Annotated in this window: 22 protein-coding genes and 1 pseudogene; 17 read left to right on the plus strand and 6 right to left on the minus strand. The window is 39.0% G+C overall.

Annotated features, from left to right (window positions below; all coding sequences use genetic code 11):
* Positions 1 to 2: 2 nt before the first annotated feature.
* The 3 genes from infC (at position 3) to ABLC00_RS03250 (ending at position 1,861) form a co-directional block, all read left to right on the plus strand.
* A complete protein-coding gene (gene infC / locus ABLC00_RS03240; RefSeq protein ID WP_079377112.1) occupies positions 3 to 554 on the plus strand; it encodes a translation initiation factor IF-3 in 552 nt (183 codons plus the stop codon).
* A gap of 205 nt (positions 555 to 759) precedes the next feature.
* Entirely contained in the window at positions 760 to 1,380 is a 621-nt protein-coding gene (locus ABLC00_RS03245) for a glutathione S-transferase N-terminal domain-containing protein (RefSeq protein WP_002054551.1), read from the plus strand.
* A 52-nt stretch (positions 1,381 to 1,432) separates the two neighbouring features.
* Entirely contained in the window at positions 1,433 to 1,861 is a 429-nt protein-coding gene (locus tag ABLC00_RS03250; RefSeq protein WP_033846493.1) for a YqaA family protein, read from the plus strand.
* Between the two features lie 40 nt (positions 1,862 to 1,901).
* Here the strand turns inward: ABLC00_RS03250 and nreB are convergent, their stop codons facing one another.
* Complete coding sequence (nreB, locus tag ABLC00_RS03255; RefSeq protein ID WP_033854135.1) at positions 1,902 to 3,152, minus strand: nickel resistance MFS transporter NreB; 1,251 nt, start codon at positions 3,150 to 3,152, stop codon at positions 1,902 to 1,904.
* Between the two features lie 129 nt (positions 3,153 to 3,281).
* Here nreB and ABLC00_RS03260 point away from each other — a divergent pair.
* The 5 genes and pseudogenes from ABLC00_RS03260 to ABLC00_RS03280 form a co-directional block, all read left to right on the plus strand.
* Positions 3,282 to 3,389: pseudogene (locus ABLC00_RS03260) on the plus strand (hypothetical protein); the annotation flags it as partial.
* Between the two features lie 11 nt (positions 3,390 to 3,400).
* Positions 3,401 to 3,595 carry a 50S ribosomal protein L35 gene (gene rpmI, locus ABLC00_RS03265; protein WP_002054552.1) on the plus strand — a complete coding sequence of 65 codons (195 nt, stop codon included), beginning with the start codon at positions 3,401 to 3,403 and terminating at the stop codon, positions 3,593 to 3,595.
* 11 nt (positions 3,596 to 3,606) lie between these two features.
* A complete protein-coding gene (gene rplT / locus ABLC00_RS03270; RefSeq protein WP_000124858.1) occupies positions 3,607 to 3,966 on the plus strand; it encodes a 50S ribosomal protein L20 in 360 nt (119 codons plus the stop codon).
* A gap of 91 nt (positions 3,967 to 4,057) precedes the next feature.
* The gene (locus ABLC00_RS03275; RefSeq protein ID WP_033846495.1) at positions 4,058 to 4,615 is read left to right on the plus strand and encodes an NADAR family protein; all 558 of its coding nucleotides are present in this window, start codon (positions 4,058 to 4,060) and stop codon (positions 4,613 to 4,615) included.
* Positions 4,616 to 4,675: 60 nt separating this feature from the next.
* Positions 4,676 to 5,179: a GNAT family N-acetyltransferase gene (locus tag ABLC00_RS03280; protein ID WP_004710546.1), complete on the plus strand. Its 504-nt coding sequence runs from the start codon at positions 4,676 to 4,678 to the stop codon at positions 5,177 to 5,179.
* 6 nt (positions 5,180 to 5,185) lie between these two features.
* On the opposite strand, the gene ABLC00_RS03285 is transcribed toward ABLC00_RS03280, so the two are convergent.
* Entirely contained in the window at positions 5,186 to 6,187 is a 1,002-nt protein-coding gene (locus ABLC00_RS03285) for a hypothetical protein (RefSeq protein ID WP_033846496.1), read from the minus strand.
* Between the two features lie 157 nt (positions 6,188 to 6,344).
* On the opposite strand from ABLC00_RS03285, the gene pheS reads away from it, so the two are divergent.
* Genes pheS through ABLC00_RS03300 form a run of 3 tightly spaced genes read left to right on the plus strand, consistent with a single transcriptional unit; the run spans position 6,345 to position 10,032 of the window.
* Entirely contained in the window at positions 6,345 to 7,325 is a 981-nt protein-coding gene (pheS, locus tag ABLC00_RS03290; RefSeq protein ID WP_002054514.1) for a phenylalanine--tRNA ligase subunit alpha, read from the plus strand.
* Between the two features lie 32 nt (positions 7,326 to 7,357).
* On the plus strand, positions 7,358 to 9,739 hold the full coding sequence (gene pheT / locus ABLC00_RS03295) for a phenylalanine--tRNA ligase subunit beta (RefSeq protein ID WP_033846497.1): 2,382 nt from the start codon (positions 7,358 to 7,360) through the stop codon (positions 9,737 to 9,739).
* Positions 9,736 to 10,032 carry an integration host factor subunit alpha gene (locus ABLC00_RS03300; RefSeq protein WP_000126166.1) on the plus strand — a complete coding sequence of 99 codons (297 nt, stop codon included), beginning with the start codon at positions 9,736 to 9,738 and terminating at the stop codon, positions 10,030 to 10,032. The genes pheT and ABLC00_RS03300 overlap by 4 nt, the downstream gene beginning before the upstream one ends.
* Before the next feature lie 154 nt (positions 10,033 to 10,186).
* Here ABLC00_RS03300 and ABLC00_RS03305 read toward each other — a convergent pair whose 3' ends face one another.
* Positions 10,187 to 10,450 carry a hypothetical protein gene (locus ABLC00_RS03305; protein WP_033846498.1) on the minus strand — a complete coding sequence of 88 codons (264 nt, stop codon included), beginning with the start codon at positions 10,448 to 10,450 and terminating at the stop codon, positions 10,187 to 10,189.
* A gap of 93 nt (positions 10,451 to 10,543) precedes the next feature.
* On the opposite strand from ABLC00_RS03305, the gene ABLC00_RS03310 reads away from it, so the two are divergent.
* Entirely contained in the window at positions 10,544 to 10,678 is a 135-nt protein-coding gene (locus ABLC00_RS03310) for a hypothetical protein (RefSeq protein WP_017393480.1), read from the plus strand.
* A gap of 184 nt (positions 10,679 to 10,862) precedes the next feature.
* On the opposite strand, the gene rho is transcribed toward ABLC00_RS03310, so the two are convergent.
* Positions 10,863 to 12,131 (minus strand): transcription termination factor Rho, encoded by a 1,269-nt coding sequence (rho, locus tag ABLC00_RS03315; protein WP_001054522.1) that lies wholly within the window; start codon positions 12,129 to 12,131, stop codon positions 10,863 to 10,865.
* Positions 12,132 to 12,450: 319 nt separating this feature from the next.
* Complete coding sequence (trxA, locus tag ABLC00_RS03320; protein ID WP_002054512.1) at positions 12,451 to 12,777, minus strand: thioredoxin; 327 nt, start codon at positions 12,775 to 12,777, stop codon at positions 12,451 to 12,453.
* 279 nt (positions 12,778 to 13,056) lie between these two features.
* Between trxA and ppx the strand changes: the two genes are divergently transcribed.
* The 5 genes from ppx to ABLC00_RS03345 are packed head-to-tail and all read left to right on the plus strand — an operon-like array spanning position 13,057 to position 18,156.
* Positions 13,057 to 14,577: an exopolyphosphatase gene (ppx, locus tag ABLC00_RS03325; RefSeq protein ID WP_002054555.1), complete on the plus strand. Its 1,521-nt coding sequence runs from the start codon at positions 13,057 to 13,059 to the stop codon at positions 14,575 to 14,577.
* 18 nt (positions 14,578 to 14,595) lie between these two features.
* A complete protein-coding gene (locus tag ABLC00_RS03330) occupies positions 14,596 to 15,417 on the plus strand; it encodes an acetyl-CoA carboxylase carboxyltransferase subunit alpha (RefSeq protein ID WP_002054564.1) in 822 nt (273 codons plus the stop codon).
* A 56-nt stretch (positions 15,418 to 15,473) separates the two neighbouring features.
* Positions 15,474 to 16,754 (plus strand): tRNA lysidine(34) synthetase TilS, encoded by a 1,281-nt coding sequence (gene tilS / locus ABLC00_RS03335; RefSeq protein ID WP_033846499.1) that lies wholly within the window; start codon positions 15,474 to 15,476, stop codon positions 16,752 to 16,754.
* Positions 16,729 to 17,565 (plus strand): pyrroline-5-carboxylate reductase, encoded by an 837-nt coding sequence (proC, locus tag ABLC00_RS03340; protein WP_079377114.1) that lies wholly within the window; start codon positions 16,729 to 16,731, stop codon positions 17,563 to 17,565. Before tilS ends, proC begins: the two co-directional genes overlap by 26 nt.
* 21 nt (positions 17,566 to 17,586) lie before the next feature.
* Complete coding sequence (locus ABLC00_RS03345; protein ID WP_002054582.1) at positions 17,587 to 18,156, plus strand: YggT family protein; 570 nt, start codon at positions 17,587 to 17,589, stop codon at positions 18,154 to 18,156.
* Between the two features lie 59 nt (positions 18,157 to 18,215).
* Here the strand turns inward: ABLC00_RS03345 and polA are convergent, their stop codons facing one another.
* Complete coding sequence (polA, locus tag ABLC00_RS03350) at positions 18,216 to 20,987, minus strand: DNA polymerase I (RefSeq protein WP_033854133.1); 2,772 nt, start codon at positions 20,985 to 20,987, stop codon at positions 18,216 to 18,218.
* Between the last annotated feature and the right edge of the window lie 13 nt (positions 20,988 to 21,000).

The raw sequence follows: 21,000 nt of genomic DNA on the forward strand, positions 1-21,000 counted from the left end.
AGATTAAACAGCCTGACCGTAACCAACAACAAGGTGCAAAGAGTAACCGTCCAGCAATTAACGATGAGATCCGTGCAAAAGAAGTACGCCTCGTCGCTGCTGATGGTGAGCAAAAAGGAATTGTTTCATTAAATGAAGCACTGCGTGCTGCTGAGGATGCAGATCTTGACCTTGTTGAGATTGTCGCAAACGCTGAGCCGCCTGTTTGTAAAATCATGGATTACAACAAGCACTTGTTTGACCTGAAACAGAAGCAAAAAGATGCCAAGAAAAAACAGCATCAAGTGCAAGTGAAGGAAATCAAACTACGCCCAGCAACTGATGTAGGTGATTATCAAGTTAAGCTTCGTGCTATTTTGAAGTTCCTTGAAGAAGGTAACAAAGTCAAAATCACTTTACGTTTCCGTGGTCGTGAAATGGCTCACCAACAACTTGGTTTAGCTCAATTGCAAAAGATTGAAGCAGACGTAGCTGAGTTTGGTATTGTAGAGCAAGCTCCGAAAATGGAAGGTCGACAAATGGGTATGTTACTTGGACCGAAAAAGAAAAAGTAATACTCAAAAAAAGCACTGCAAACGCAGTGCTTTTTTATGCCCGTCATTTCTTGATTTAATTCCTTTAAAGTGCGATTTAATAACTTTTTAAACCAAAGTTATTCTCAAATTTTATGTGTTTTTTGGTGTTGGACATATCATTGTATTAGCCAAAACATGATATAACGCAAGACGCAGTCATGATAACGATGAATAGGAAAATAGAATGATTGATCTATATTATTGGGGAACACCCAATGGACATAAAATCACAATTGCCTTAGAAGAAATGGGACTGGATTACACCCTTTATCCAATTAATATTTTAGAAAATGATCAATTTCAACCAGATTTCCTGAAAATTTCCCCGAATAATAAAATCCCCGCAATTGTTGATCAGGACGGTCCACGTGGTGAGCCAATTTCAGTATTTGAATCAGGCGCGATCTTACAATATTTAGGTCGAAAAACTGGATTGTTTTATCCAACAGATGAACAAGAGCGAGTTGAAGTTGAACAATGGCTCATGTGGCAAATGGGTGGGCTAGGGCCTATGCTTGGGCAGAATCATCATTTTAACCGCTTTGCGCCAGAGAAAATTCCTTATGCAATTGAACGTTATGTGAATGAAACTAAGCGTTTATATGGCGTATTAAACAAACAGCTTATTGGTCAGAAGTTTGTTGCAGGGGAATACTCAATTGCTGATATGGCAATTTTACCTTGGATTCTGCGCTATGAATGGCAGGGGATTCAATTAGAGGATTATCCTTATGTACAAGAATACATTGTCCGCCTAACAGCACGTCCTGCGGTACAAAAAGCTTTATCAATTAAAGTTATCTAATTTTGCTTGGTAGCACAATGAATAAAGTGAAAGGTAGTTTGGTTTAATTAGAATGCTAAGTTACTTTTTACTTTTTTTGAGTGCTTTTGGGGCTGCTACATTATTACCACTACAATCAGAAGCTGTACTCGCTGCTTTATTATTAAAAAATCAACAGTCCGCTTTTCTTCTCATTTCGATTGCTACTTTTGGAAACGTACTCGGTTCATGTGTGAACTGGTGGTTAGGTTTAAAAATAGAACAGTTTAAACATAAAAAATGGTTTCCAGTTTCTGAAAAACGTCTAGAACAAGCTCAACGTTTTTATCATAAGTATGGCTTTTATTCGCTACTTTTAAGTTGGACACCTGTGATTGGTGACCCTATTACTTTGGTTGCTGGCTTATTCAAAGAAAATTTTTGGCGCTTCTTATTTATGGTTCTTATTGCTAAGGCTGGGCGTTATATTTTCATTTATTGGGTAATTACAGACTTTATTTAAAATACAAGCATCCGAAGATGCTTATATTAAAACTATTTATTTAGTCTTCCGAGCTTTTGGTAATGTCGACTTTAAATAGGTCATTGGTTTTTAACCAACAGAACGTGACCACTGCAAGCGTCATACAACCACCAAAAATAGTCGCTGCAATAGTTCCCAAATATTTAGCAGCCAAGCCTGATTCAAATGCACCCAGCTCATTACTAGATGACACAAACATGCCATTTACAGCCGCTACCCGACCACGCATATTTTCTGGTGGGAATATTTGCAAAATGGTTTGTCGAACCACAACTGAAATACTGTCACAAGCACCTGTCATGGCCAGTGCAAATAGGGATAACCACATATTGTTTGAGAAAGCGAAAAGGATCGTAAATACACCAAATCCGGCAACTGCAAGTAGCATGTTGCGCCATGCGTGCTGAGTTGGCGGAAAACGGGTCAAAGCAATCATGGTAATGAGTGCACCAATAGAAGGCGCTGCACGCAAATAACCTAAGCCTTCTGGCCCTACTTTTAAAATATCTTCAGCAAAGATAGGCAGTAAGGCAATCACACCTCCAAATAAAACGGAGGCTAAGTCTAAAGAAATAGCCCAGAGAACGATTTTTGTTTTCCAAATAAAGCGGAAACCATCACCTAAGCTTTCTAATACATTCGCAGTTTCAATTTTAGGAAAGCTTCGTTTTTGTAATAAATTAATAAGAATAAAACAGATGCTGAGTAGGGTAGCAACACTAAAAAGACTGGTTTCTCTGCCTAAGTAAGCAAGCATAAAACCGCCTAGCATAGGCCCAATAATCACGCCACTTTGCCAACCAATTGTTGTCCATGTGGCACCATTGGCATAAAGCTCGCGTGGAATTAAGAATGGTTTCAATGAGGTGGCAGAGGGATTATAAAACCCACGTATCGTACCTAAGCCAAAGATGACTGCGTAAATACCCCAAGAAAGGAAATTTACACTGATATGACCTAAACCATGCAAGTGGAACAGCAACCACAAAACTAAAGGTAGAGGTACCGAGAAAAATAAACAGATTTTCATAATAACCTGTTTATTAAATTTATCAGCAAAATAGCCACCCCAAAGGGATAGGGCAATAAATGGAATGGCTTCTGCTAGTCCAATTAAACCTAAAGTTAGAGGATCTTTGGTAATTTGATAAAGTGAATAAGCAACAATAATTTCTTGAATCAAAATTGCTAACGTTAAGCAAAATTGATTAATGGTAACAATAGAGAAATCTCTATAGCGCAGTGCAGCGAATGCATCATGTTTCTGCATTTGAAATATCGTATGTTGATAATTTGAACATATTATAGAGCTAAACAAGCCATAATGTTGAATTTATTAACAGTGACCAATCTCTAAAAAAATGATATAAATTTTTAATTTGTTAAGACATTCATCTAAAAAAGCACTACGAGTAGTTTTAATTTTAGTCAGCATACTATAAAATACGCGCTTCCTTACCTGCAGGTCGATTTTGCAATGGTGCAATCGCGCCGAACAGGTGCCTAAAAGAGGTTACTATGGCTAAGTTAAAAACTCGCCGTGGTGCAGCTAAACGCTTCAAAGCGACTGCAAACGGTTTTAAGCGTAAACAAGCGTTCAAGCGCCACATCTTGACCAAAAAATCTGCTAAACGTATCCGTCAATTACGCGGCTGTGTAATGGTTCATGTTTCTGACATGAATTCAGTTCGTCGTATGTGCCCATACATCTAAGGAGATTATAAATGGCTCGTGTAAAACGTGGTGTAGTGGCTCATCGTCGTCACAAAAAAATTCTTGCTCGCGCTAAAGGTTACTATGGTGCTCGTTCACGCGTTTACCGCGTAGCGTTCCAAGCGGTAATCAAAGCTGGTCAATACGCTTACCGTGACCGCCGTCAAAAGAAACGTCAATTCCGTGCTCTATGGATTGCGCGTATCAATGCTGGTGCTCGTCAAAACGGTTTGTCTTACAGCCGTATGATCGATGGCTTGAAAAAAGCTCAAGTGATCATCGACCGTCGCGTATTAGCTGACATCGCTATGCATGATGCAGTAGCATTTGCTGCTTTAGCTGAAAAAGCTAAAGGTGCATTAGCTGCATAAGCTTAGAGATTCAAAAAGAGGCCGCTTTTTAGCGGTCTTTTTTATTTTTATTGGTTCTATTTTTAAAAGAGAAAATAATCAGAGATAAATGATGAAAGACGAAAAATTTCTAAATGACTTAATTCAAAAAGTACAGCAAGGTCACCAGTATAAATACTTATATTTTTGGGGACATACTCCTAAACAAGCTGATCTTGTTGATAAAAGCTGTTTTAGCCAGTGGTTCCCAGCGCAATTCAAAGTAGAAGGTGTCGAGTACTTTACTGCTGAACACTATATGATGGCGCAAAAAGCAAAATTATTTAATGATGAAGAAATTTTTGCACGGATTTTGCAGGTTAGACATCCGAATGAAGCGAAGCAACTCGGTCGTAAAGTGCGTAACTATGATGAACAGATATGGCGAGAAAAACGTTTTGACATAGTGGTGCAGGCGAATTTTGCTAAATTCTCACAGCATTCTGAATTGAAAAAATTCTTATTAGCAACGAAAGACCGTATTTTGGTTGAAGCATCTCCAGTCGATAAAATTTGGGGTATTGGTATGGCGCAAGACCAACCTCATGTCCAAGATCCATCTCTATGGCAAGGTCTAAATTTGTTGGGGTTTGCTTTAATGCATGTTCGAGAGCGGCTTTTAACTGAATAGGTTGATGTGAGATCAACCAATGCTTCACTTTAAAAAAGTAATAAGGTGGAGGGGAGTAAATTGAAGTCGTTAAATAATTCAGATATTCGTATAGCATCATTTAACGATGCATTATCTATTGCAGAAGTACATGTGCAAGGTTGGAAAGAAACCTATGCCGGTATGGTTAAGCAAGAAATATTAGATGAACTTAACGTACTAGATAAAGAACAGTTATGGAAAGAGATAAGCAGAAGTCCTGATCATAAGTTATTTATCTATACTGAAAATGGGGTAGTGAAAGGCTTTCTTGATGGCTATTTAAACCCAGAAAGTAATATTGCTGAAATTCTTGCTTTTTATCTTTTAAAAGAAGTTCAAAAACAAGGTATAGGTCGTGAATTATTCCAAAAGTTCTATCAATGCGCTTTAAATCAAGGTTATGCTTTTATTCGTTTAGAAGTCTTTAATAAAAATCCGAGCCGTTTCTTCTATGAAAAAATGGGAGCACAGTTAATTAATGAAGCCGAACTACCAGAGTTCGGCCTCGGAATAACAGAGTTACTTTATCAATGGAAACTTTAATCTTGATTAAAGACCAAAATAATAAGCTAAGGCACAAATAATTACCGTTAGTACAATAAGCTTAATTACACCTGTTCCTCCAGCTTTATGATGAGGTGCTTTTAAATGAGTTGCGGCTTCATTCGTTGCATCAAAAGGAGAAGGTTTTTCAACTGGTTTTAATTGTGCAGTTTGATAATGATTGGCTGCTTTCACAATGAGCTTTGCAAATAGATCATCAGTTTTGTGGGTAAAGTTTCTTAAGTTAATAATTTGTTCTTGGTCTAGGTCTTCCCCTAAAGGATCATTTGCGCTGCGTTTTTTCTGCTCTAAATAGTCCGATAAAGCTTGGGTGCGATAGAGGAGTTGATGCGCACAATCTGCTGGGTAGTTTTCAGGTATAAGTGCAAGTGTTGGTTGATGATCTATCGAAATTTGATGAGTTGATCCATCAAAATATTTTTTCTGAAATTCGGGTTCTTCAAAACCTGCTGCATACTTACTCCGAAATAACTCGGTTTCCATAAAGTCAGCAATTTCATCCCATTGGGGTGCCTTTAAGTCAGCTTCAACTTTCTTAGATAATTTTTCATTCAACTCAAAACGCCAGAAAGTTTCTAAGCGTAAATCGCTACGCTGATTTAAAGGTGGTTCAAATTCGTTATCGCTACTGTACCACTCTGCAAGCTCATGACCAAAAATCCATGCGATTTTTTTATTGTTTTGGTGGCTTACAATAAAATGAGCATAAGGTAAAAGCTCGACATTACTATTCGGGTTTTGTTCTTCATTTAAAATAGTAGATAGGTGAAGAGAGATTTGAGTCGTCCCTTGTTTTTTGAGTGCTTCTAACCAAACTTGGAAATGTTGAGCAAGTAAATGCTGTGAAATTAAGTCACGAAATTGAAAACTATGCTGGTCAAAAATATGATGTTGTCGCCATTGGTTGAAGCTTAAATTCTGGCGAAGGTATTCATTACCGTAGGTCACAAGTGTAAGTTGTTGTTTCCAAATCTGATTGAGCGCCATAATAATTGATCTCATTGACGATGCTATTATTTTATACGTTTTATCTTTTTGTTGCCTAATACATTTTTCATGATGGATAAACTTCATCAATACGGTGAAAAACTGTTAGAATGCAGTGTTTTATTATATTTTTAAATTTGTTGCTTTGAGAGTTAATATGTCACTGGAAGCCCTGACCACAGAAGCGCTTGCTGCCATTGCAGCAGCTCAAGACCTTGTTGCACTTGATCAGGTGCGTGTGCAATTTACAGGGAAAAAAAGCCAGCTTGCAGAACAATCGAAAGCATTAGGGAAAATGGACCCTGAAGAACGTAAAGTACAAGGTGCTGCGATTCATGCTGTTCGAGAAACGATTAATAGTGCTTTAACTGAGCGTCAAACGGCATTACAACAAGCTGCGCTAGCACAAAAACTAGCAAATGAGACCATTGATATTACTTTGCCAGGTCGTGGACAGCGTATTGGTACAGTTCATCCTGTTACTCAAGTGCAAGAACGTATTTGCCAATTCTTTACTAAAGCTGGTTTTACGGTTGCAACAGGGCCAGAAGTTGAAGATGACTATCATAACTTTGAAGCATTAAATATTCCTGGGCATCACCCTGCACGTGCCATGCACGATACTTTCTATTTTGATGCAAACCATTTGTTGCGTACGCATACCTCTGGTGTGCAAATTCGTACCATGGAAACAAGTCAGCCGCCAATTCGTATTGTATGTCCGGGCCGTGTATACCGCTGTGACTCAGACCAAACGCATTCGCCAATGTTCCATCAAATCGAAGGTTTGTACGTTGCTGAGAACACCAGCTTTGCTGAATTAAAAGGTTTATTAATTAACCTACTTAATGAGTTTTTTGAGAAAGATTTAAAAGTACGTTTCCGCCCATCATATTTCCCATTTACAGAGCCTAGTGCAGAAGTAGATATCATGGATGAGCGTGGACGTTGGTTAGAAGTATTAGGCTGTGGCATGGTGCATCCAAATGTATTACGTGCTGCGGGTATTGATCCTGATAAATACAAAGGCTTTGCTTTTGGTTTAGGGGTAGAACGTTTTGCAATGTTGCGTTATGGCATTAATGACTTGCGTATGTTCTATCAAAATGACGTGCGTTTCTTACGCCAATTTGCCTAACATTTTTTCAGGATTAAATAAGGTTTATAAAGATGAAGATTAGCGAAAATTGGTTACGCACATGGGTTAACCCTGCAATTGATAGTGATACATTATCTGATCAGTTGACTATGCTTGGTCTTGAGGTAGATGAACTAGCGCCTGTTGCTAAGCCATTTACCGGAGTTGTAGTGGGTGAAGTTCTAACAGTTGAACAGCATCCAGATGCAGACCGTCTACGTGTAACAACAGTGAATATTGGTACAGGAGAACCACTGCAAATTGTATGTGGTGCTCCTAACGTTCGTGCTGGAATGAAAGCACCTGTAGCAACTATTGGTGCAGTATTACCAGGCGATTTTAAAATCAAAAAAGGTAAGCTTCGTGGTGTCGAGTCACAAGGTATGCTGTGCGGCGCTTCTGAAATTGATCTTGAAGATAAAATCGATGGTTTACTTGAGTTACCTGATGATGCTCCAGTAGGGGTAAACATCCGTGAATACTTAAAACTTGATGATAACGTCATCGATATTAGTATTACGCCAAACCGTGGTGACTGTTTCAGTATCCGTGGTATCGCACGTGAAATTGCAGTGATTAACCAACTGCAAATGAATGAACCTGAAATTAAATCGGTTGATGCGACAATCACTGATGAGAAAAAGGTTGTTATCAGTACAGAGGGTGCTCCACGCTATTTAGGACGTGTCATTAAAAATGTAAATGTGAAAGCTGCTACTCCTGAATGGATGGAACAAGCTTTAGCACGTTCAGGTATTCGTACACACAGTATTTTAGTTGATGTAACGAACTACGTTCTAATGGAATTAGGCCAGCCAATGCATGCTTTTGATTTAGCTAAAATCGAAGGTACTGTACAAGTTCGCCAAGCTAAGCCGCAAGAAAAGTTGCAACTTTTGAATGATCAAGAAGTTGAATTGCAAGAAGATGTGATGGTTATTGCTGATGACCAGAAAGCTTTAGCAATTGCCGGTATTATGGGTGGTCTAGCATCAAGTGTAACTGATGATACAACAGATATTTTCTTAGAAAGTGCATTCTTTGCTCCGCTTGCGATTGCTGGGCGTGCTCGTCGTTTTGGTTTACACACAGACTCTTCGCAACGTTATGAACGCGGTGTAGATTTCGAATTACCTTTGATTGCGATGAACCGTGCTTCCCAGCTTATTCAAGAGTTGGCAGGTGGTGAGTTTGGTCCAATTACTATAGCTGAAAAATCTGATTTACTTCCTAAACGTGAAGCGATCGAACTTAAGCAAGCTCAGGTAGACCAATTATTGGGATATCAAGTTGCTGCTGAATTTATTACAGATGCTTTAACTCGACTAGGTTGTGAAGTAACTTTTAAAGCTGATGGCGAATGGAGCGTAGTTCCACCTTCACATCGTTATGATATGGCAATTTATCAAGATTTGATTGAAGAAGTTGCTCGTATTGATGGATATGACAATATTCAGATCAGCTTACCAAGCATGGATGTTCAGCTTGCTAAGTACCAAGATCGTTTTGAAATTGCACAGCTACGCCAAACAGTAGCTACTTTAGGTTACCAAGAAGCAATCAGCTTTAGCTTTGCTGATGCAAAACTTGAAAAGCAGTTAAACCCGCAAATCAATCCACTTATGCTAGCAAATCCAATTTCAAGTGATTTGGCAGCAATGCGTAGCACTTTGCTTTCTAGTTTAATTCCTTGTGTGCAATATAATTTAAATCGTCAGCAAAGCCGTGTACGTTTCTTTGAGCTTGGTTTACGTTTTGATTATCAAGATGCCAATTCTATTAAAGACTTAAAGCAAATCCCGACATTAGCTTTAATTGCTGTAGGTTCTCGTGAACCAGAATCATGGCATGCTAAGCCACAACCAATGGACTTCTTCGATTTTAAAGGTGAAGTAGAGGAAGTTTTAGCTGCTGGACGTGTCAAAGTTGAATATGTACGTTCAGAGCGTTCATGGTTACATCCAGGACAGTCTGCTGAAATTTTAGTTGATGGTAAATCAATTGGTTACCTAGGTCGTTTGCACCCATCTTTAGAAAATCAGCTCGATTTGAGCACAACTTGGGTTGCTGAGCTTGATCAGGCAGCAGTTTTGCAATCTTATGTATCTAATTTTACAGAATTATCACGTTTTCCTTCGGTTAGACGTGATATTGCGCTTTTAATCTCTGATAATATAAATGTTAGAGATATTCAGCAGTTAATCGAAAAAACTGGTGGAGAGCTTTTAGACTCTACTTGGTTATTCGATGTGTATACGGGGCAGGGTGTCGAAGAAGGTAAACGTTCATTAGCGTTTGCACTATTATGGCAACATCCTTCACGTACGCTTGAAGATGCTGAAATTAAATCTGGTATGGACAATATAATCCAAGTGTTGGAAAACACTTATCAAGCGACATTGAGGGCCTCATGACAGCACTAACTAAAGCAGACATGGCTGATCATTTAAGTGAGTTAACCAGCTTAAATCGCCGTGAAGCAAAACAAATGGTCGAGTTGTTCTTTGACGAAATTAGCCAAGCGCTTATCGCGGGTGAACAGGTTAAGCTTTCTGGTTTTGGTAATTTCGAGCTTAGAGATAAACGCGAGCGTCCAGGACGTAATCCTAAAACAGGCGAAGAAATTCCGATTTCTGCCCGTCGTGTAGTGACCTTTAGAGCAGGTCAGAAATTTAGACAACGCGTTGGAAATGAGCAGATCGATTGATCTGCTTTTTTTATTTATAATTTTTTATAGCTTTAGAATTAACATGTTTTATGGAGCGATTAAATTCATTTAAATCATATATCGAATATGTATTTGTTTAAAGCATAAAAAAAGAGGACATAACGTCCTCTTTTTATCTAATCTAGATTCTAGATTAGTGTGCAGCAGAAGCAGCAGCGTCAGTAGCAGCAGCAGCAGCGTCAGAAGCAGCAGCAGCAGCGTCAGAAGCAGTAGCAGTTTCAGAAGCAGCAGCGTCAACAGCAACAGCAGCTTCAGAAGCAGCAGCAGTAGCTTCAGAAGCAGCAGCTACAGCTTCAGAAGCAGCAGCAGCAGCTGGAGCTTCTTCTTTCTTAGAACAACCAACGAAAGCTAAAGTAGCGGCAACAGCAGCAGCAACAGCGAATTTTTTGAATAACATGGCATCACTCTCACAAAAAAAATTTGAGATTAAAAAAACCTAAGTTAGGCTGTTTTGCTTTTATTATTCCTAAACGTAGCTAGGTAACAACGCATGGAGCAGTCTAACTGGTCTGCCGCTATGCTATCACTGCAAATGTTGAAATACTACTGTCACCTGTCAAAAAAGCGCAGAAAAATTGAAAAAACAGCCTGTTTTTTAACAGAAAAAAACAATCAATTAGATTAGATATATTGGAAAAGGTATAAGTAAGCTACTAAAAAACATAATTTTTTTATATTAAAAATATTTGTTTTCAAAAGCTTAAATATAACCTTACATAAGGTTTAACAAAATGTATTTTTGTGTAAAGCATGTCAACCAAATAAAAAAGCTACTCATGAGAGTAGCTTTTTGGAAAACAATATAATGATTAAGTTGAAGCTTTACGTTTCATCTGATCAAAGAAATCATCATTTGTTTTGGTTTCTTTCATACGGTCAAGTAAGAATTCCATAGCAGCCAACTCATCCATAGGATGAAGAAGTTTACGGAGGATCCAGACTTTACGTAATTTATCTTCATCCATTAAACGTTCTTCACGACGTGTACCTGACTTCTTAATATTCATGGCAGGGAAGACACGCTTCTCAGCAATACGGCGATCAAGTGTAATTTCTTGGTTACCAGTACCTTTGAATTCTTCGTAAATTACATCGTCCATTTTACTGCCAGTTTCAATAAGAGCAGTAGAGATGATTGTTAAAGAACCGCCTTCTTCGATGTTACGAGCAGCACCGAAGAAACGTTTTGGACGTTCTAATGCATGTGCATCTACACCACCGGTCAATACCTTGCCTGATGAAGGAATTACAGTGTTGTATGCGCGAGCTAAACGTGTGATAGAGTCAAGTAAAATCACAACATCTTTTTTATGTTCAACAAGACGTTTTGCTTTTTCAATGACCATTTCAGCTACTTGTACGTGACGTGCTGGTGCTTCATCAAATGTTGAGGCAACGACTTCACCGCGTACGGTACGTTCCATTTCAGTTACTTCTTCTGGACGCTCATCAATAAGTAAAACAATAAGGAACACTTCCGGATTGTTTCTCACAATAGATTGCGCAATGTTTTGAAGTAACATTGTTTTACCCGCTTTTGGCGGTGCAACAATAATAGAACGTTGTCCTTTACCAATTGGCGCAACTAAGTCGACAACACGAGCAGTTAAGTCTTCTGTTGTACCATTACCAAGTTCCATAACCAATTGTTCGGTTGGGAAAAGGGGAGTTAAGTTTTCAAATAAAATTTTATTTCGAGAATTTTCTGGCGTGTCATAGTTAATCTGATTAACTTTGAGCAACGCAAAATAACGCTCACCTTCTTTCGGAGGGCGAATAGTACCTGTGATGGTATCACCTGTACGCAAGTTAAAGCGTCGGATTTGTGAGGGGCTCACATAAATATCATCCGGACCAGCTAAATACGAACCTGCGGCAGAGCGCAAAAAACCAAAACCATCAGAGAGAATTTCAAGAACGCCGTCACCAAAAATTTCTTCGCCATTCATTGCATGGCGTTTCAAGATGGCAAAGATAATATCTTGCTTTCGGTTACGAGCCATACCTTCAAGGCCCATAAATTCAGCAATTTTAATTAGTTCGCCGATTGGTTTTTTCTTGAGTTCAGTTAAGTTCATAGGGGTCAGAATTAGGAAAGAATAGAGTGTGGTTTAAAAGAAGAAAAATCGCTCGCATACAAAAAAGAGTATCGCAATTGTATTTACACAATAACAATTCAGAAGTCTAATTAACTGTTTCGAAGAGAAATGTGAAAAAACAATTTCTGTTGCCGAGTGGCGATCTTTATGTTTGTGTCTTGTAAGAAGCCGGACAGAAGACGATTCCCTTCAGTGCCTCTTGAGCATGCAATATAAGTGAGATCAGCTAATTTGTCAATTTATAGCCGAAAAAAATACGCTATAGAGATATAGCGTATTTCATATGTAACGTTCGGACTTAAACGTTTTCGTCAATGAAGCTAACGAGTTTAGAACGAGGTACAGCACCGATTTGCTGCGCTACTACTTCACCATTTTTGAAAAGTAATAAAGCAGGAATATTACGGATATTGTATTTCACTGCAGTATCTTCACAAGAAGTCACGTCAACTTTAACGATTTTTACTTTACCAGCATATTCACTTGATAAATCTTCAAGAACAGGTGCAATCGCTTTACAAGGTGCACACCAACCTGCCCAGAAGTCAACAAGTACAGGTGTTTCTGCATCTAGAACATCTGCTTGGAAGTTATCATCAGTTGTATTTACAATAGTCGCAGACATGGTACGGCTCCAATTTTTAGAAAAAAGTGCTATCACTATAGGAGGATATAATCTCTATCAGTATTACATAGCTACTTAGTTCAATGTAAGGGTTTGATGCTATTATTCAAGGCTTAATTAAATTTGTCTAATGGATGCTCACGATATTCACCATCGGCTTGTACAATCGTTTAACAAATCGAAAATTATCGATGGCTATTAATTGTTGATGAAAATGGCTTTTCAATTGCATTCTTGTGAATTACTCTAGGCGTGAATTGTTATGGGTTTAGTTCAATAATGTCTGACTTTCTGATTGATGAAGAATTACTTGCTGCCATAGATATGGGGTCGAACAGTTTTCACCTTGCCATTGCACGGGTAGATCACGGTGAAGTTAAAAAAGTGGCTTCAATGTCAGAAAAAGTACAGCTTGCAGCTGGTCTTGATGAAAATAAAAACTTAACAGAAGCTGCACAGCAACGTGGCTTGGCATGTTTGGCTCGTTTTGTCGGGCGTTTGGGGTCGGTTCAACCTAATCGTTTAAGAATTGTGGCAACGAATGCTTTGCGTCAGGCTAAAAATGGCCATGAGTTTATTCAAAAAGCTGCTGAAATTTTACCTAAACCTATTGAAATTATTGCAGGCCGTGAAGAAGCACGACTGATTTATCTTGGTGTATCTCACACGATGGCAAATGGTGGACGCCGCTTAGTTGTTGACATCGGTGGTGGGTCTACTGAGTTTATTATTGGCGAAGAATTCGAGCCGATTTATACCGAATCATTACAGATGGGTTGTGTAGCATATACTAAAGCCTACTTTGCTGATGGTGAAATTACCCAAAAAGCTTTTGATAAGGCAGTGGTTGCTGCGCGCAAAGAACTTTCAGCGATCGCAACAACTTATAAGATGGAAGGTTGGGATACTGTTGTTGGTTCTAGCGGAACAATTAAAGCCTGCCGCCAAATTATGGTAAATATGGGGTTAAGTGACGAGCAAGAAAATGTTACTCGTGAAGGCCTCTATAAACTTAAAGATAAGTTGCTCAAGTTCAAAAATATTTCTGAAATTGATTTTGAAGGACTTAGAGAGGATCGACGAGCAGTTTTGCCAGCCGGATTGGCAATTTTGTACGCAGTTTTTGAAGTATTAGAAATTGAACATTTGGCATATTCTGATGGTGCATTACGTGAAGGAGTCATGTATGACCTTTTAGGTCGTTTTAAGCATGAAGATATCCGCGACCGTAGTGTACAAGCCCTAATGGGACGTTATAACGCTGATCCGAAACAAGCAGAACGAGTTGTAAATACAGCTCAACACTTATTTGATGGGGTAGCAGAATCTCTGAATTTAACCAGTGAAGACAGTGACTTACTGCGCCGTGCAGCATATTTGCATGAAATTGGTTTAGCAATTAGTCATGGTGGTTATCATCGTCATGGTGCTTATTTATTACAGCATTCTGATATTCCTGGTTTCTCACAAATTGATCAAAACCATCTTTCACATTTAGTTGCTCATCATCGTCGTAAATTACGTAATGATGTAAAAAATGAAGTTTTAAAGGCGGGCGGTAATAAATTACTCTACCTAAGTCTATTACTTCGCCTTGCAGTTTTACTCAACCATAGTCGCAGTGATCAGATGCTTCCTGCCATTGAATTGACCATCATAAATGATCAACAATGGCAGCTTAGTGTTTCTGGTGATGCCAAACAATGGCCATTGTTAGTTGCCGACTTGCATGATGAGCAAGAGCAGTTTAAGCATTGGGACATTGAATTGAATATTCAGTCGGAAAAATTTATCGATTAAAGGGATAATATTCGACCTATGAAAAAAGCTACTCAGTCCAAAGCGTGGACAACGGTTCAAATTGCACGTCATCCTGATCGTCCGCAGTTTCTAGATTATGTCGGTGAAATCTTTACAGAGTTTGATGCCTTGCATGGTGATCGTTTGTTTGGTGACGATGGTGCGATGGTAGGTGGTCTTGCTCGTTTTGACGGTCAACCTGTGATGGTCATTGGACAACACCGTGGTCGTAGTACCCGTGAAAAATTAAAGCACAACTTTGGTATGGCGAACCCAGAAGGTTACCGTAAATCTCAGCGTTTACTAGATATGGCTGAGCGTTTTAATCTTCCGGTTTTCACGTTTATTGATACGATGGGTGCATATCCAGGTGTTGGTGCTGAGGAACGTGGACAAGCTGAAGCAATTGCCACTAGTCTTGCTCAACTTTCAAGTTTGAAAGTTCCTGTTGTTGCAACAGTACTCGGTGAAGGTGGTTCTGGCGGTGCTCTGGGTATTGGGGTTGCTGACCGTGTGATTATGCTATCACATAGTATTTATTCTGTGATTTCACCAGAAGGTTGTGCATCTATTTTATGGAAGACTGCTGAAAAAGCAGCTCAAGCGAGTGAAGCTTTAGGTTTAACAGCAGATAAACTACAATCTCTAGGTATTGTTGAATATGTAGTAGATGAAGGCGAAGGAGCTCATTTAGACCCTGAGCGTGTGATGCAAAACCTAAAAGTAGTTTTAAAGCAAGCTTTGGATGAATTGCTACCGATGGATGCAAATGAACGATGCGAAGCACGTTATCAACGTTTAATGAAGTTTGGCAGCGAAAATTTAGGCATCACGTCTTAAAGCAGGCTCAAGAGTTTTCAGAAAATAGTTCTTTTCTTATTGGATGTAGTGGTGGCATGGATTCAATGCTACTACTACATTTAATGACTCAAATTTTCCCTCAAAAGATCCGGGCGATTTACATTGATCATCAACTGCAAGAACAAAGTGCAGAATGGGGGAAACTTGTTGCCAGTCAGGCAACAAGTTTAAATATTTCTTATATTATTCAAAAAGTACAGATTTCTGATGGGAATCTGGAAGCTCAAGCACGTCAAGCACGTTATCAAGCTTATCAGCAACATTTACAACAAAATGAAATTCTATTGCTTGCTCATCATCAGCAAGATCAGGCCGAAACAGCTATTTTACGTTTATTGTCAGGTACAGGTGTAGATGGACTTGCTGCAATGCAAGCCATTGATTACCGTGAAAATATGACGATTTGGCGTCCTTTTTTGGATTTAACACGTGAGCAAATTGCTTCTTGGGCTGCTCAGCTTGAAGTGAAGTATATTGATGATCCAATGAATTATGATACCCATTATGACCGTGTGTGGTGTCGTGAAGAGCTTTGGCCATTTTTATCAAAAAGATTTCCAAAAATGCAGCAGGCGCTGAGCCGAACCAGTTATCTCATGCAGGATGCTTCCGAAATTTTAGAAGAAGTTCTGAAAAATGATTGGCAATATTCGGGTTCAGCTGACTATTTAGATTTAACGAAATTATTTGAGTTATCTTTTGCACGACAGCGCCAGTTACTTTCTGCATGGATGAAGGGTGATGGGCAATATCGGCCTGCATTTGAAATGGTCGAGCGCTTAAAAAAAGAAGTCATTGATTCTAAATCTGATGCACAAGCCGCTTTACATTGGAACCAGTTTTATTACGTCCGTTATCAAAATATTCTTTATAGGTTAAGTAAACAGATTTATCTTGCTGAAAAATTAAATCCGGTTGAAGCTGAACTGGAGTATTCATTTAAATTACAAGAAGAATGGCAGGGCGCAGCAGGGCTGTTCAATATTGAGAGTAAAAAAATTGGTTTAAGTCATTCTTTATTGAATAAAAAATTGAAAATAATTCGACGCCAAGGTGGGGAAAAGATTCATCTATATGGTCGTGTTGGACAATGGCCGTTAAAAAAAGCGATTCAAGAAGCACATATTTTGCCTTGGCTTCGTCATACAATTCAAATATTAGTCATAGATAATGTTATGCTTGGGGTTTTTACACCGAAAGGATTTTGGTTGGCTCAGTCTCCGTATTGTGAGCAAGGAGGATGGCAACCAGATTTAATTTCTCATTCTTGTGATCTGGTAAATGGCGAATATGGTTATGACAAGTGCAGTGAATAGTAATATCTGTTTTATTGGTGGTGGTAATATGGCCCAAGCGTTGATCGGCGGGCTGATTTCAAGAGGTTTGCCGCCAACACGTATTACCGTTTCAGATCCAGTTGAACAAATCCGTCATTTATTACAAGAAAAAGAAGTTCATGTAACACAAGATAATGTGGCTGCAATTAAAAATGCGGATGTTGTTGTACTTGCGGTAAAGCCACAAGTTCTAGCGAATGTTCTACGTCCGCTGAAAGGCTTATTATCGGATAAACTGGTTATTTCCATCATTGCTGGTGCGGAAATTAAGACAATATCAAATCTTATTGATAGCGAACGAATTGTTCGTGTTATGCCTAATACGCCAGCATTAGTTCAAACTGGCGCACATGGTATTTATGCGACTGATGTAGTTGGTGCTTCAGACCGTGAATTAACGAGTCAAATTTTAGCAGCAACTGGTTTAACAATTTGGGTAAACTCCGAAGCTCAAATTGATGCGGTAACAGCAGTTTCAGGTTCAGGCCCAGCTTACTTCTTCTATCTCATGGAAAGTATGATCCGTGCAGGTAAAAATCTAGGCCTAGATGAAAAAGTTGCAACTGCTTTAACTCTTCAAACAGCATTAGGTGCGGCTCAAATGGCAATTACGAGTTCAAATACTCCGTCTGAACTACGTAAAAATGTGACATCACCGAATGGTACAACACAAGCTGCACTTGAAGTTTTTGATCGTGCACAAATCTCTCAAAATATTCAATCTGCATTAGCTGCTGCACAGAAACGTAGCCAAGAATTGGCTCAAGAACTGAGTGACAGTGCAAAATAGCTTTAATAGGATAAGACAACTATGGGTGCAAATTCTGCGCTAATTTTTGGAATTTTAATTAACGTTGCGATTTTATTGGTCTTTTTCCGGTTCTTAATGCAATTGGCGGCAGTAAGTCCTTATAATCCTGTGGTTTTATCGACAGTAAAGGCGACGAAGATTGTTGATATTTTTGGCCGAATTTTTCCAACAGTCGCAAAAGGCCGATTCAATTTAGCCGCGTTAGTTCTTTTAATTATTTTATATTTACTGAAAATTTTCGGTGTGATGTATCTTTCAGGTTCAATGCCAAATAGTCCGATTCATTTAGTGATTCTGACATTTGTGACAATGATCCAAGATTTGATTCGTTTCTGTCGTTATTTAATTTTTGCGACAATCATTTTGAGTTGGGTGGTGATGTTCACTCAATCTCGTTCACCTTATATTGAAGTCATTCAAGATTTGGCAGAACCATTATTAGCGCCGTTCCGTCGCTTACTGCCTAATATGGGAATGATTGATTTGTCGCCAATTTTGGCATTCTTAGCGCTCTATATTGCTGAGATCTTAATGAATGAAGTTGCTAAAGTTCTTTTAACTGGACTTTAAGTTGAGACGATAAAAAAGGGCTGTATTTCACAGCCCTTTTTTATTGGTTTATTGATGACTTAGTGTGCATCATCCCAGTTTTGCCCTTGCCCAACTTCAACTACTAAAGGCACAGAAATTTCGACAACGGATTCCATAACACTTGCGATTTGCTTAGAAAGTTCTTCGGCAATGTTTTGATCGGCTTCAAACACTAATTCATCGTGTACCTGAAGTAGTAGTTTTGCTTGATCTTTTGGCAAGATTTTATCAACTGCAATCATTGCAAGTTTAATAATATCAGCTGCACTACCTTGTAAAGGCGCATTGATCGCAGCACGTTCAGCAGCCTTACGTACCATCACATTTCGAGCATCAATATCTGGTGTATAAAGACGACGTCCTAAAATAGTTTCAACAAAGCCTTGCTCCGATGCTACTTGGCGGGTACGTTGCATGTATTCATAAATACCCGGATAGCGTTGGAAGTATTGCTTAATATAGTTTTGCGACTCTTGACGTGTGAAGCCTAACTGACGAATTAAGCCAAACTCGGACATACCGTAAAGTAAACCAAAATTTACAGCTTTGGCTTGGCGACGCTGATCGTTTGTTACATCTTCGATCGCAATACCCAATACTTCTGCAGCAGTACGGCGGTGAACGTCTTGTCCGTGCTGGAACGCATGTACTAAAGCATCATCTTGAGAAAAATGAGCCATTAAACGAAGTTCAATTTGTGAGTAATCGGCTGCTAGTAAAACTCGTCCTTCTGGTGCAATGAATGCTTTACGAATTTGACGGCCAATTTGTCTACGAATTGGAATATTTTGTAAGTTAGGATCCGAAGAAGATAGACGACCTGTCGCTGTGAGAGCTTGGTGATAACTTGTATGTACGCGATGGGTATCGTTATGAGATTGTTCAACTAGACGGTCAGTATAGGTACTTTTTAGCTTTGCTAACCCACGATGTTCTAGAATAATTTCCGCTAATGGGTGTTCGATTTTTTCTAAAACACTTTCACTGGTACTGTATTGTCCAGTTGCAGTTTTTTTACCACCTTTAATACCTAATTTATCAAATAGGATTTCGCCTACTTGTTTAGGTGAAGCAATGTTAAAAGTTTCATCTGCAATTTCCATAGCCTGATTTTCAAGGCCTTCCATGGTTTTTGCAAATTCAACACTTAATTTATCTAAGAATGCATGATCTAAACGAATACCATCTTCTTCCATGCCTGACAAAATTCGGGCAACCGGCATTTCGATATTATATAAAATATTTTCTAGCTCAGGATGTGCTTTAAGTTTATTTGAAAGGACTTCATATAAACGATAAGTCACATGTGCATCTTCGGCTGCATAATGAGCTGCAACTTCAATCTCAATTTGATTAAAAGTCTTCTGTTTAGCACCTTTACCAGCAATTTGTTCAAAAGTTGTGGTTAAGTGACTTAAATAGACACGAGCTACATCATCCATACCGTGACGAGTTGCTGCTGCATTTAATACATAAGATGCCAGCATGCTATCGAAATACCAGCCTTTAAGTTCTATACCGTGATTAGCAAAAATGTGCGCATCATATTTAAGGTGATGACCGATTTTTTTAACCGCTTCATTTTCTAATACTGGCTTAATTTGAGCCAGAATTTGTTCACGATCCAGCTGCTGTGGCGCATTTTCATAGTTATGCGCTAAAGGCACATAATAGGCATCTTTTGCATCAAAGGCGATTGAAAAACCAACCATTTCGGCAATACGGTAATCAAGACTTGTGGTCTCTGTATCAATAGCAAAATGATCGGCATTTTGCATGCGTTGCCAGAGTTGATCCCAAGCTTCTTGAGTTAAAACAGTATGATAATTTGCAGTCCCAAGCTGATCATCTTGACTAGTTAAGCTAGCTTGATCTTCTGTTTCTATCGTTTCAGCAGGTTTAACTTCATTTTGAACCACGGTCTGTGAAGCTTGCTGTTTGTAGCTTGAACTATTTGGATTGTTTGGATGATCAAGCGACTGTAATTGGTTTCTAAACTCGAGCTCAGTGTATAGATTACGCAAAGCCTCTACGTTTGGATCAGTAAGCTTTAACTCATGCCAGTCGAGTTCTAAAGGAAGGTCGCAAACAATACTTGCCAACTGATGATCAAGCTTAATGTTATCTAAATTGTCTTTAATATTTTGGCTCAGTTTGCCTTTAAGCTGGTCTACATTAGCAATGATATTATCTAAAGTGCCATATTCGGTCAGTAACTTGGCTGCTGTTTTTGCTCCCACGCCAGGCACGCCCATAATACCGTCAGACGCATCGCCCATAAGGGTTAAGTAATCGATAATCTGATTTGGCCAAACACCAAATTTTTCAAATACACCTTCGGTGTCCATTACACGATCTTTAAAGCTATCTTCAAGTTTGACATGGTCATTGACGAGCTGAGCCATGTCTTTATCTCCAGTTGAGATCAGTACATGATGGCCCTCGAGTACGGCACGTTTAGCAAGTGTGCCGATAATGTCATCAGCTTCAGCACCCGGAAGGCTATATAAAGGAATTCCTTGCGCTTTAATTAGAGCGTGTAAATATGGAATCTGTTGAGATAACTCTTCCGGCATGGTTGGACGATCACCTTTATAAATAGGTGAAAGCTTATGACGGAAAGTTGGCTCAGGCGTATCGAAAATTACGGCCATATGTGTTGGTTGCATACGGCGCATTAATTTTTGAATGGCAGAAATTGCCCCACGTATTGCATTGGTATGTAACCCAGTAGAGGTCGTCAATGGTGGTAATGCATGATATGCACGAAATAAAAAATAGGACCCATCAACCAAGACAAATGGTGGCATTGAACAATTCCTT

It is taken from the genome of Acinetobacter nosocomialis, from assembly GCF_041021905.1.
GTDB classification, from domain to species: Bacteria; Pseudomonadota; Gammaproteobacteria; order Pseudomonadales; family Moraxellaceae; genus Acinetobacter; species Acinetobacter nosocomialis.